Origin of the sequence: Oleiharenicola lentus, assembly GCF_004118375.1 — a bacterium.
In the GTDB taxonomy this organism is placed as follows: Bacteria; Verrucomicrobiota; Verrucomicrobiia; order Opitutales; family Opitutaceae; genus Lacunisphaera; species Lacunisphaera lenta.
In genome coordinates this window covers 2,956,024-2,968,430 of sequence record NZ_SDHX01000001.1, presented here as the reverse complement: position 1 = coordinate 2,968,430, position 12,407 = coordinate 2,956,024, and the positions used below count along the sequence as shown (strand labels likewise).

Annotated in this window: 10 protein-coding genes; 5 read left to right on the top strand and 5 right to left on the bottom strand. The window is 65.6% G+C overall.

Annotation, left to right across the window (positions count from 1 at the left end; translation table 11 throughout):
- Positions 1 to 4: 4 nt before the first annotated feature.
- Positions 5 to 481 (bottom strand): redox-sensitive transcriptional activator SoxR, encoded by a 477-nt coding sequence (gene soxR / locus ESB00_RS12195; RefSeq protein ID WP_129047960.1) that lies wholly within the window; start codon positions 479 to 481, stop codon positions 5 to 7.
- 66 nt (positions 482 to 547) lie between these two features.
- On the opposite strand from soxR, the gene ESB00_RS12190 reads away from it, so the two are divergent.
- Entirely contained in the window at positions 548 to 1,069 is a 522-nt protein-coding gene (locus ESB00_RS12190) for an NADPH-dependent FMN reductase (RefSeq protein WP_129047959.1), read from the top strand.
- A 167-nt stretch (positions 1,070 to 1,236) separates the two neighbouring features.
- On the opposite strand, the gene ESB00_RS12185 is transcribed toward ESB00_RS12190, so the two are convergent.
- A complete protein-coding gene (locus tag ESB00_RS12185; protein ID WP_129047958.1) occupies positions 1,237 to 1,560 on the bottom strand; it encodes a zinc ribbon domain-containing protein YjdM in 324 nt (107 codons plus the stop codon).
- A 160-nt stretch (positions 1,561 to 1,720) separates the two neighbouring features.
- On the bottom strand, positions 1,721 to 2,482 hold the full coding sequence (locus tag ESB00_RS12180; RefSeq protein ID WP_129047957.1) for a hypothetical protein: 762 nt from the start codon (positions 2,480 to 2,482) through the stop codon (positions 1,721 to 1,723).
- 266 nt (positions 2,483 to 2,748) lie between these two features.
- Between ESB00_RS12180 and ESB00_RS12175 the strand changes: the two genes are divergently transcribed.
- Positions 2,749 to 3,279 carry a hypothetical protein gene (locus ESB00_RS12175; protein ID WP_129047956.1) on the top strand — a complete coding sequence of 177 codons (531 nt, stop codon included), beginning with the start codon at positions 2,749 to 2,751 and terminating at the stop codon, positions 3,277 to 3,279.
- Between the two features lie 202 nt (positions 3,280 to 3,481).
- Positions 3,482 to 5,932: a tetratricopeptide repeat protein gene (locus tag ESB00_RS12170; protein WP_164976182.1), complete on the top strand. Its 2,451-nt coding sequence runs from the start codon at positions 3,482 to 3,484 to the stop codon at positions 5,930 to 5,932.
- Positions 5,933 to 5,979: 47 nt separating this feature from the next.
- Here ESB00_RS12170 and ESB00_RS12165 read toward each other — a convergent pair whose 3' ends face one another.
- Complete coding sequence (locus ESB00_RS12165) at positions 5,980 to 7,116, bottom strand: alpha/beta hydrolase (RefSeq protein WP_129047954.1); 1,137 nt, start codon at positions 7,114 to 7,116, stop codon at positions 5,980 to 5,982.
- 136 nt (positions 7,117 to 7,252) lie between these two features.
- Here ESB00_RS12165 and ESB00_RS12160 point away from each other — a divergent pair, with 136 nt between their 5' ends.
- Both ESB00_RS12160 and ESB00_RS12155 read left to right on the top strand, forming a co-directional pair.
- A complete protein-coding gene (locus ESB00_RS12160; protein WP_129047953.1) occupies positions 7,253 to 7,648 on the top strand; it encodes a hypothetical protein in 396 nt (131 codons plus the stop codon).
- A 72-nt stretch (positions 7,649 to 7,720) separates the two neighbouring features.
- On the top strand, positions 7,721 to 8,668 hold the full coding sequence (locus ESB00_RS12155; RefSeq protein WP_129047952.1) for a substrate-binding domain-containing protein: 948 nt from the start codon (positions 7,721 to 7,723) through the stop codon (positions 8,666 to 8,668).
- Positions 8,669 to 8,941: 273 nt separating this feature from the next.
- Here ESB00_RS12155 and ESB00_RS12150 read toward each other — a convergent pair whose 3' ends face one another.
- On the bottom strand, positions 8,942 to 12,310 hold the full coding sequence (locus ESB00_RS12150) for a tetratricopeptide repeat protein (RefSeq protein WP_129047951.1): 3,369 nt from the start codon (positions 12,308 to 12,310) through the stop codon (positions 8,942 to 8,944).
- Positions 12,311 to 12,407: the final 97 nt, after the last annotated feature.

The following is a 12,407-nucleotide window of genomic DNA, read 5'->3' as shown; positions in this document are numbered from 1 at the left end:
GTGGTCAGTCCTTCGTCTTGCAGGCCAGCAGGTGCGGGCCGGGGCCGCGGCGGGCGAGCTGGTCGCCGGGATTGCGGAGCGGGCAGGATTGCAGCGAGAGGCAGCCACAGCCGATGCACTCGCCGAGCTGGTCGCGCAGGCGCGTCAGTTCCGTGATGCGACGGGCGAGGTCGGCCTGCCAACGGGCGGAGAGTTTGCGCCAGTCGGCCTCGGTGGGGGTGCGACCGCGCGGCAGGGCGTCGAGCGCGGCCTTGATGGCGGCGAGCGGAATACCGAGGCGCTGCGCAACCTTGATGAGCGACACGCGCCGCAGGGCTTCGCGCGGGTAGCGGCGCTGGTTGGCGGCGTTGCGCCAGCTGTAGAGCAGACCCTTGGTCTCGTAGAAGTGGATGGCAGAGACAGCGACGCCGCTGCGGCGGGCGATCTCGCCGACCCCGAGTTCACGGACGCAGTCGGTGCAGGAGCTTCTTTTGGCGGGCATGGTTGACCTCAAGTGCGGTTAAGGCGCTACCCTGCGGGCCTTCCACCAACCTGCAAACCAAACCTCATGATCCTGATCCTCTCCACCAGCCTGAATCCCGACAGCAAGAGCCGCCTGCTGGCGCACGAAGCCGCCCGCGTGCTCGCGGCCGAAGGCGTCGCCGCCGAGGTGCTCGACCTGCGCGAGCATCCGTTGCCGCTGTGCGACGGCGGGTCCGCCTACGCCGATCCCGAAGTAGGGCGGGTGCAAGCCCGTCTCGCTGCGGCCGACGCGCTCATCGTGGCCACGCCGATCTACAACTACGACGGCAGCGCCGCGCTGAAGAACCTCATCGAGCTGACCGGCTCGGCGTGGGAGAACAAGCCGGTCGCGTTTCTTTGTGCGGCCGGCGGCAAGTCGAGCTACATGTCGGTGATGGCGCTGGCGAACAGCCTGATGCTGGATTTCCGCTGCCTGATCGTGCCGCGTTTTGTCTATGCGGAGGCGGAAGACTTCGCCGACGATCGGGTGAGCAATCCCGAGCAGGTTCGCCGCGTCGAGCAACTGACCCGGGCGACGGTCCGCCTGACGAAGCTGCCGCCAGCCTGAGCGCGGGAGCACGACCTCCGGGCGCGCTTAAGGATGACGACGGATGTTGTAGGGCGGCGTCTCCGACGGAGGCTTGGCGGAGATGGCGAAGCAACCCCGCCTATGTTCGAAGACGGTGCCGCATTCGAGGCGGGGGTCGGAGACCCCGCCCTGCATTCAATGAGCACTCAGGCCTTCTTCACGAAGCAGGCTTTCAGGCCGTAGGCGATGCCGTCGATCTTGCAGTCGATCTCGTGATCGCCGTCCACGAGGCGGATGTTCTTGGCCTTGGAGCCCGCCTTGAGCACCTGGGCGCCGCCGAGCTTGAGGTCCTTGATGACCGTGATGCTGTCGCCCTCGGCAAGCACGTTGCCATGGGCATCCTTGACGACGCGCGCGGCCTCGGGGACTTCCTCTTTGGGCCATTCGTGGCCGCAGGTCGCGCATTCCCAGTGGTTGGGATGCGAGAGAACATCGTCGAGGGTGCAGGCCGGGCAGGCGGGCTTGGTCATAGCCGACGAGCGAAAGGCGTCACCGTGTCGGGTTAAAGAGTAAAGTGGGCGGGCGGCCTTAGGTGGGGCGCGTTGTTCCCCAACGCGCCGAGGCGGTTCACGCCGCAAGAAGCGCCCTGAGGAGCAGGTCGCTCCACCTTACCCAGGCTCAACCCAGGGATCAGTTCCCCGACAGGGGACCGCCGCCGACGAGCAGGAAGTGCACGCCGCCGACGCTTTCGATGTCCTTGGCGCCGACGGCGACGATGTTGCGGCCGGGGCTGTGCTGGCGGGCGACGTCGGTCCAGACCGGCAGCCCGAGGAGTTCGCGGGCCTCGTTGGCGAGCGCGAGCGGCACGCGCTGGGTGCGGAGAAAACGGCTGTTCACGGCGATGGAGGGCGTGCCGGTCGTGACCATCAGGCCGGGCTGGTTGCGAAACGCCCAGTTCTCGATCGCGCCGACGAGGACGACGTAGGGCAGGGTGCCGTAGGGTTTCCAGTAGGCGATCTCCTCGGGATAGGCGTCGCGCCGGATCACGAGCTGGTAGGCGCGGTTGATGACCTCGCGGTAGGCGTCGGGCTGGGTGGCCAGTTTGGCCAATTCGGCCTTCACAGCCTCGGCATAGGTGACGCCCTTGGGGTGCGCGCTGCCGGCCTTGAATCCCTGGTGCGCGCCCGTCGCATCCCGATAGGCCTGCACATACACGGCGTCCTGAAGTGCGGCATCACTGCGCAGGTTGTCCCGGTGCATTTCGATCAACTGCGCCAGGGCTTTGCCGGCGTAGGCTTGCTGGGTCAGATCGGCTTCGCCGGCCGGCCGGCCCAGCGCGATCAGGCAGGAGGCGGAAATGGTCTCCGGAGGCGTGGCGGCCTGTCCAAAAAGGGCTGGGAGAGGGGCGAGCAGCGAAGCAAGGAGCAGGGCGGGAAGGAGGCGCAGTTTCATGGGGAAGGGGGCAACGTGGTCACCGGCACAGTCCCCGCAAATGTCGTTCCGGTCAAACAATGGCCTGATGCCCGGGCTCCTCCAGTATCAAGCCTGTAGGGCGGGGTCTCCGAACCCCGCCTTGGGTGGCATCACGAACGAACGTAGGCGGGGTTGCTTCGCCATCTCCGCCAAGCCTCCGTCGGAGAACCCGCCCTACAGACGGAAAAGGGGTGGCTTTGCGGCGAAATCCGGCGATAATGGACGCGAGGACGTCTCCCATGTCTATGCACCGCCGCCTTCTTCTTTGTGCACTTGTCTCCGTATTTTTTGGCGCGCACCGGCTCCCTGCCGCGCAGGTCGCCCTGCCACCGGCGCCGCCTGACCTGACCGGGGTCTATGACGATGCCGGCACGGCCGCGTCGATCCCCGAGGGTCAGCCGACTCCGGCCGTGATCTCGTTGCATGCGCTCCTGAGCCTGGAGTTCAACCCGGGCATGGCCCGACTGCTGCAGGAGCGGACGCGTGAGATCCGGATCACGCACGACGAAAAGGCGCTTTCGGTCGAATTCCTCGACCGCGACGGCGAAAAGATTTGGAACCCGGTTTGGACCCGCGAGAGCGGCTACTCCGTGCGCGACCGGCGCGTCCAGCTCCACCTCAAGCCTGGCAAGTTCGGCAACGACGAGTATGTGCTCGTCCTCGAAAACGTCACCACGCACCGCCTGCTCCAGGTGAACGTGCAGAAGCTCAAGCCGACTTTTTTCGGCCCGGTGTTCCAGTCGATGGGCACGTTTTTGTTCCCGCGGCTGGATTGAGTTTGGTGGCCTTCGGATCGGCTAGGTGTTGCCGGACATGGGCGTTCCCACATTGGGGTAGTTTTCATCCGCCATTGCGGCGCGGGGGCACATTCATTCTTACTCGGGTGCGACATTGCTTTCAGGGGCCGAATACTGGTTCGACGAAGTTGCCCTTACCCATAAGGTTTCTGAAATGATCAACGTCAGGCGGATTAGGTGCATGTGTTCGAGCATTCGAAAAAGACCCTGGGTCATTCTCCTGTTCATCGGCAGCTTCGCCCTGTTTCCTGGGTGTCAATCACCGGGTGATCGGTCGCAAAGAGACCCGGCCTCGGCGAAGGGTTCCGAATCCAAGGAGGGAGCTGATCCTGAAACGGGAGCAATGGCGCTGTTGATGGGATTGGTAAGCGAGCAAGAGCAGGATTATGCCTCGGCAAAGGGGCACTTCGAGGAGGCCGCCAAGGCAGGCAACAGCGAGGCAATGTATCGACTGGGAATGCTGCATTCAAGGGGGCATGGGGTCCCCGCTGATTTCGCGGTGGCGCGGGAGTGGTATGACCGGGCGATCAACGCTGGCAGTGCCAACGCTCTCTACACGATGGGCTGGCATTATGCCAACGGGGACGGAGTGCCGCGTGATCTCGAAAAGGCCCGCTATTGGTATATGCGGGCGGCCGAGAAGGGAGTGAGTGACGCCATGAACAATCTGGGTTGGCTCTGTCATGAGAACGGGGATGGTGCACCGGACTTCGTCGGAGCCCTGTATTGGTATGAGCAAGCCGTCGCTCTTGGAAACAGGTTAGCGATGAACAATCTGGGCCGCCTTTATAGCCAAGGCCATGGAGTTGCGCAGGACTATGCCAAGGCCCTTCTGTTGTTCGAAACTGCCGCCGCCCTGGGAGATCCCGATGCAATCGGCAACCTTGGACAGATGTATGAGAATGGCGACGGGGTGTCGGCGGACTTGGAACTCGCCCGTCAGTATTTCAAAAGCGCAGCGGTGGCTGGCAACAAGGTTGCCATGGGAAAACTGGCGGAATTCTACTTTGATGGAAAAGGCGGTGCACAAGATCTGGGTATGGCCCGCCATTGGTTTGAAGAGGCGGCTGAGGCCGGTGACATGAACGCGATGTATAATTTTGGTTTGCTCCTCGAGCAAGGGCACGGCGGTCCGCAGGATCTTCCGCAAGCCCGCCATTGGTATGAAAAGGCGGCTGAGGCTGGTGACGTCACCGCCATAGTCGCTCTGGCTGGGCTTCTCGAAAATGGTCGGGGAGGACCGACGGACTTGTCGAAGGCATGTGCGTGGTATGAACGCGCGATTGCAGCGGGGAACAGCGACGCGATGGTCAAGCTCGGTGTGATCTATTTCAGCGGACGCATGGGCGTGCGCGATCTCGGGAAAAATCGAGATTTGCAGGAGATGGCCGCCGCGCAGGGAAACTTCGACGCGATGCACAATCTAGGAATTCTCTACTATTTTGGCGATGGCGTGCCGCAAGATTACATGTTGGCCCGAGAATGGTTTGAGAAAGCGGCGGTGGCCGGCAGCCGCGAAGGTATGGCTGCTCTGGCTAAACTTTACGAGCATGGCACCGGCGTGCCGCAGGACTACCATCGCGCCCGAGAATGGTATGAAAGAGCGGCCAACGCCGGTGATGACGGTGCCATGGTCAATCTGGGTGTGATTTATGCCGACGGAAAGGGTGTCGTGCAGGACGTCGCTCTGGCGCGGCAGTGGTATTTTAAGGCCGCAGCCAACGGAAGCGCGCTGGCTATGTTTAATCTAGGTGCCTCCCATGCGAGCGGCAATGGCGCGTCCAAAGACGAGGTGCAGGCGCGTGTTTGGTATGAAAAGGCTGCATTGGCGGGCCACCGTCTGGCCATGTATAATCTCGCGGCCATGTATGCAGACGGCGATGGAGGAGATCGGGATTACCAGCGGGCGCGGCAGTGGTATCAGAAGGCGGCTGAAGCCGGAGAAAGGGAGGCTATGTTCAATCTCGGCCTGATGTATAAGCGGGCCGAGGGCGGGGCGCAGGACTTTCAACTGGCACGTCATTGGTATGAACGGGCTGCCGCCGCGGGCAGTGGCAAGGCGATGAACAACCTGGGTCTCATGTTTGAGGCCGGAGAAGGAGTAGAGTTAGACTATCAGCGGGCTCGGGAATGGTATGAAAAGGCTGCCGCCGCGGGGGACGTTACCGCGATGAACAATCTCGGTGTGCTCTATGCCACTGGCCGAGGCGTGCCGCGCGATTACACGACAGCGCGGCATTGGTATTTACAATCCGCTCGTCAAGGGAACGCTTCGGGCATGTTTAGCCTCGGAGCATCCTATGGTGGTGCGGATGATGCCCCAAAAGACGAAGTGCAGGCGCGGATCTGGTATGAAAGAGCGGCGTTGGTAGGCGACGGCCAAGCTATGTTCAATCTCGCGATCATGTATGGGCGAGGAGCAGGCGGAGAAAGGGATTTTCAGCAGGCCCGAGAATGGTGTGAGAAGGCGGCTGAAGCCGGAGTTGTGGATGCGATGTTTTTCCTCGGCTCGCTATATCAGCGCGGCGAAGGGCTGGTGCAGGATTTTCAGCAGGCTCGGAAATGGTATGAGAAAGCAGCCGAGGCCGGCCACGAGCAGTCAAAGGCGAGACTTGGGCTTCTCCCGCAATAATTGCGAAACTTTCGACGTACGGCAGAGCTCGTGCAAAGATCAGGCTTTCACGGCGCCTTGGCCGGCGCGGGCGCGGGCGCGGGAGGCGGTCCGGGCGGGCGGAAGGAGCGCGGCTGGCGGTCCAGACTGGCGGCGACGTCCCGGGCGGCCAAGGTTTCGACGCCGGGGGCGCCGAGGAAGCCGAGGTCACGGAACCAGTCGAGGAAACGGGCCGACCAGGTGCCGTAGGGGATGCCGCCCATGTTGCTGATGCTGCCGGTGGCCGGCGGCTCGCCGGGCGCGGTCTTGTCGCCGGGATGGCGGCCGCGCGCGTAGAGGAGCATCTCGATGTTGGGCACGCCGTCCATCAGCAGGGCCTCGTAGAACTCGATCGCCCACACCGCGTGGATCCAGTCGCCCTGACCGGCGCAGGCGATGAAGACCGGGGGCATGGCGCGCGGGATGGCGGGTTTTTGCTCGGCGCGGAAAAAGAGCGATGGGCCGGGATAGATGCTGCCGACGAAGTCCGGGCGCGATGAAACCTTGGCCAGCGGGTTGCCGGGCGTGTCGTTGACGCGGTCGAAGTCCTCCCAGCGCAGTGCGGCGTTCATGGCCAGCTCGGCGCCGGCGGAGAAGCCCATGATGCCGACCTTGGCCGGATCGAGTTTCCATTCCTTGGCGTAGGCGCGCACGAGCTTGATGGCCTGGAGGGCGTCGTTCACCCCGTCGGTTTTGGGCTCGTAGCCGTCGCTGCGCAGGCGGTTGCGGAGGATGACGCTGCTCACGCCCTGATGGGCGAGGAACTGCACGAGCGGGGAGGCCTCGCCGACGTTGAGCGTGCGGTGGCCGCCGCCGCCCGCGAGGATGACGACCGCGCCGGTGTTGAGCTGGCTGTTGCCCGCGTGAAACTCGAGCGAGGGGTTGTGGATGTTCGTGACGGCGCCGACGAGCGCGGGCCCCCACAGCTGATAGACTTCGGGCTCAGTGATCTTGTCGGGTTTCAGGTAAGGCGAGCCGGCGGGGTAAAGCGGGATGACCACGCCGCCGGGCAGCACGGCCTGCGGCGCGTAAGGGGCGTCGCTCTTCGGACCGGGAGCCGGGACGCGCTGTGGGGCGGGGAGGGGCGGGAGGGACGCGTCGGTGGCAAAGGCGGAAGCAGCGACAATCAAGGCGAGGACGAAGACAAGGCGGGGCAGGGTAGGCATTGGGTAAGGGGGCGCGGTCAGGATGGGCGGTTCGCGGCGGTATGCAAAAAATTTGCTGAGGAACTTGGGCAGAGTGCCTGTGTCGTAACGGTGTCGGTTGGGCCACCGGCAATCATTATCCCCTAACCCCGTCTGCATGAAAGCCCTCCTTCGCCTGGGTCTGCTCGTCGTCTGTGTGATTATCGTGTCCGGTTGCGCTGCCATCGTGGAGGCGCACATGCGCTCGTTTGCGGCTCCCTCTGATCCGTCGCTGGTGCTGCTGGGAGAGGTGAGCACCGGCGGCGGCGGTCTCATGCCGCCCCAATCCGTGTTGCGGGAAACCTTGCGCGCAGCTGCGGCCGGAAAGTTCAGCGTTCCCGTGGAGGAGATCGTGCTGGGGCCGTTGGAGATTGGCGGCAGCGCGGAGCTGGGTGAAGAGGCGGAATACACGAATGTCGGCGTGGCAACCGTGGCTTTGCCGCCTCGACCGCGCGGGACGGGTTCCTGGCAGGCCTCCGCCGAGGCCAGCCGCCGGATTCCGAAGCAGAGCTGAGGTCCGGGGTGAAAAACGCCCGCCGGCGTTTCTGCGGTTTCATTTTGGCGGGCGACCGCTAGGGTGCGGCGCATGCTATCCCGCCTGTTCGTTCTCGCCCTGGGCCTGTTCACCGCTGCGCTCCATGCGGCCGACACCTACACGCTCGGCATGGTGGCCAAGTCGCAGGGCAACCAGTTCTTCGAGGCGGCCCGCGCCGGCGCCAACGACGCGGCCCGCGAACTCGGTGCGAAGCACGGCATCACGATCAAGATCGACTGGCGCACGCCCAACGAGGAGGACGCACAGAAGCAGGCCGACTTCATCGAACAGCTGGTCCTGTCGGGCGCCGACGGCATCATCGTGAGCTGCTCCGACGCCAATAAACTCACCGACGCGATCAACAAAGCCGTGGACGCCGGGCTCCCGGTCGTGACTTTTTCCGGCGACGCCCCGGCCAGCAAGCGCATGGTCTCGATCGGCATTGATGACTTCGCGTGCGGCGAACGCACGTTCGACGAACTGGCCAAATTGCTCGGCGGGCACGGCGTGGTCGCGGCGATTGATGGCAATCCCAATGCCGTGAACCTCCAGCAACGCGCCGCCGGTTTCCGCGCCGCGGCGAAGCGTCATCCGGGCATCAGGCTGCTCGACATTTTCTACCACAAGGAGACGCCGCTCGATGCCGTCGCGAAGATCGAGCAGGTCATGCAGGCCAACCCCGACATCACGGGCTGGGGTTTTCTCGGCGGCTGGCCGCTCTTCACCGACCGGGCGCTGAAGTGGCCGCCGGGCACGATCCAGTGCGTGTCGGTTGACGCCCTGCCGCCGCAGCTGCCCTACGTGCGCAGCGGCCACGTGCAGATGCTGCTCTCGCAGGACGTCTATGGCTACGGCTGGCGCGCGGTGGAGCGACTGGTCGAGAAACTGCACTTCAAGCAGTCGCCGGCCAAAGTGATCGAGGACACCGAGCTGACCGCGATCACCAAGGCCAACGTGGACGCCTTCGCGAAGAACTGGGAGAAGTGGCTGCCGAAGTGAGGCGGGTAGGGCCGGTCTTCGCCGGCCGGTTATTGGTAACCGCGCCTGAGTCCTGCGCAGCAGGGCGAAAGCGTGGTCCGGCAACGACCACGTTTTTGCCGTGCCGCAACGCGGCCACTAGAGCAGTTAAAAAGAAGTGTAGCCGCTTTGGAGCGCAGCGACAAAGTGGTCGTCCCCTGACCACGCTTTCGCCTGCGGCTCAAGCGCGGCTACGCCTTTTCTGAAAAGGCTCTAACGATGCGCGCGCCTGCATCGGCCGGTCGGAGACCGGCCCTACTGGCTGTCCAGCAGATCCGCGGCGAGGGCGTGGTTCGGGTCGCGCTTCAGCACGGTGCGCAGCAGGCGGCGGGCGGTGGGCCTTTCGCCGAGACCTAGCCGGGCCTGGGCTTCGAGGAAGAGCGCCGTGGTGCCTTGGCGGGCGGCGAGGTCGTCGTCGAAGAGCAGCATCGTTGGCAGCGACGTCGCGAAGTAGTCGATCTTCGCAGGTTGGCGCGCGAGGTGACGGGCGTAGGCGAACAGCGTGAGGAAGAGTATTTGAGCCTCGGCCCTTCGGCCGAGTCCGGTCAGCGAGAGTGCGGAGTAGTAGGTCATCTCCGAATGGGCGCGCACGCTCATGTCCTGGAAGTCACCTTTGGAAGTCGCCGCCTTGAGCCACTCTTCACGGGCCGCGCTTTTTTCTCCGGTCGCGGCCAGGGCCGCGCCGAGCCAGTAGTGGACGTGGCTGCGGTTGGCGAGCAGGTGCCAGGATTCGCCCAGGTTTTCGGGCGGCTGAAGGGCCTGGCGAAAATGTCCGACGGCCGTGGCAGCGTCGCCTTTGGCCATTGCGGCCCGACCCAGGCCGAGCCGGGCGCGCACATACTGCCCGAGCACCTGGCCTTCGCCGCCTTCCCAAGGCTGAAAGCGTCGCGGTCCGAGCGTGGCGAGGGCGAGGTCAGGCCGCCCCTGGTGATTGAGGAGCGCGCAGAGTTCCACCGTGAGATCGTCGCGTTGCGCGACCAGCCGCTCGTGCCGGCGCAGTTCGCGCAAACGGCGGGCCGGCGTGACGCCGAGGCGCTTCCACAGCTGGTCGCGCTCGAAGAGCAGGCGGGCGTCGCGTGGCGCGGCGCGGAAGGCGCGCTCGTAGGCGGCGCGGGCGGCGGCGGGCTGGCCCAGGATGTTGAAGCAGCCGATGCCAAGGTTGCGCCAGGCGACGGCGTTTTTCGGTTCGAGTTTCACGGCGCGGCGCCAAAGGGCGATGGCTTCGCGGTGGCGGCGGCGGTCGTAAAACAGGTTGCCGAGGTAGAATGGTGCGCGGGCGTCGCGAGGATTCGCATCGATTGCGTGCTGGAGAATGGCGATCTCCTCGGGGCGCGCGGGGAAGCAATAGTCGGGAGAGGCTTGGGCGGCGGCACGGAGGGTGCGGCGCGACTCGGACTTCCGGCCCAGGCGATGCAGGAGCCAGCCACGGTAATAGCCGATGAGCGGAGCCGTGCCCGTGTGCGGTTCGGGGCGGGCGCCGTCGAGGACGGCGACGGCCTCCGAGTGGAAGCCGGCGCGGGCGTAGTCGAGCGCGAGGTCGAGGCGCACCTGGTTGTCGCAGGCCAGTTTTTCGCCGAGCAGATCCCGCGACCACCAATCGAGCGGGTCGAGCGCGCGGGTTTCCCGCAGCAGAGCGACGGCCTCGGCGGGCCGGCCGAGCCGGCGGAGAACCAGCGCCTTGAGGTTGCGGGCGAGGAGATGGTCGGCATTCAGGCGCAGGCAGCGGTCGAGGTGGTCGAGCGCGGTGTTCCAGTCGGCACGCGCGCTGTCTATCTCGGCGAGGGCGTGGAAGGCGGCGGACTGCCAGGCGTGGTTCCACGTTGCCTTGGAGAAGGCGGCATAGGCGTCGGTGCGCAGCGAGTCGCGAGTCTGGTCGCTCCCGGAACAATCGGCCTGCGCCCGCAGGCACCGGCCGAGTTGGTAGTGCGCCTCCCCGTCGGCGGGATTGGGATTGCGCGAAGTGGCCCGGGCAATGCTGGCGCGGAGATGGCGCGCAGCGGCGGCTAGTTCGCCGCGGCGCAGGTGCCAGCGGCCGAGGGCGAGATGGCAGCGGGCGTCGCCGGCATCACGACGCAGGGCTTCGCGCCAGTAGGCCTCCGGATGGCGGGTGGCGTGGCGGTATTGCTCGAGGTGCAGGCCGACGAAGTAGAGTTCGTCATTGGTGGCCACGTCGCCGGGCGCGGCGGGTTCGGTGGCGGGCGGCGGAGGCGGCTGCCCGCGCGGCGACCTCGGCGTGTAGCGGATGAGTTCGCGGCCGTCGCGGGTGTGGACGGTCAGCGTCAGGTCGTGTGAGCGCGGCAAGCGCTGGGTCTTGGTAAAGGGAGTGGCCGGTGAAAGGTCGTGCGTGAAGCCGGCCAGCTTGCGCCCGGCGGAGGCGAGCGTGATGCGCGCGGCGGGGTGCGCTGCGGTCACGGCCACGCCGAGGTGAACGCGGCCGCGCGCGATGCGCAGGCTGAGGGCGGCTTCGGGGTTGGCCTGCTGGGCCGGGCCGATGGCACGGATGGGATACCAGCATTGGGTCCAGGTCTTGGTTTCGCCGGGCTGGAGGAAGGAGAAGTCGGGTTGGTTATCGGTGAAGACACCGGCCATGAGCTCGATGTAGGGCGCGTATTCGCCGGCGGCATCGGGAGCGGTGAGGTTGCGGTCCCAAGCGTAACCGAACTCGTGGTTACCCCACGTCCACTGCTTCTTGCCGGGCGCGATGTGGTGGTCGGCGATATGGACAAGACCGGCCTGGGCGCGGTGATCGTAGCCGCCAAAAAAATCCTCCTGCGAGCCCATGACCATGTAGGACGTGGGCACGGGGATGTTGGCATACCAGGAAAGGTCGTTCGCGGCGTAGGACCCGGGCGGCGGTTGAAACTGGCGCGGCTGCTCAGTGGCGGGCACGCCCTCGCGGGCGCGGGCGGCGTAGTCCACGCCGTAGTAGCGGCCGGAGGAGAGCGGAAAGGTGTCGGTTGCGCGTTTGGCGTGATCGGCGATGTGGGTGACGTCGGGCGGGAAAAAGGACTGGTAGTGTTCGTGGACGCGGGTCGCGACGTTGGCCCACCAGAGGAAGGTCTGCACGTCGGCCGTGCGGTTGTAGGCGCGGACGAGAAGATCGAGGCGCGAGCAACCCGGGCGGAGGCGCACGCCGTGCATGCCTTTCAGGCGCGCCATCGGATCGTGATCGCCGAGCCAGACGGTGGCGGAGCCGTCGGGGTGTTTTTCAATGGCCACGTCGGCCGGCAGGAAGGTCGAGGGGCGGTGGTGCTGCGGCCAGTTGAACTCGATGCCGCCGCTGGCCCACGGACCGGCGAGGCCGACGAGGGCGGGCTTGATGACCGGCTGGTGATAGACCGCGTCGTAGCCGTTGGTTTTGTCGAGCACGCGGTGAATGCGCCCGCCGAGCTGGGGCAGAATCATCACGAGCAGAAATTCGTTCTCCAGAAACACGGCCTCCCAGGCGTGGGGCACGGATTTTTCGGCGATGCGGTCGGTGAAGGGCAGGGGATAGACGCGGCCGCTGGAACCCTGATAGACGCGCTTTTCCAGGAACATCGGGTTGCGGTCCGGGGCGGCGGGCAGCCAGGTGGGCAGGGTGACGGTGTCGCGACGGACGAGGACGGCGCTGGGGCGGGGCATGGGTGGAACGCGCAGTCTGAGGGAATCGCCGGGCGCGGCAAGAGCCGGCACGCGTCGGACTGTTCGCGGGGATGTTTTGCCATTAGCCGTCTCCGCT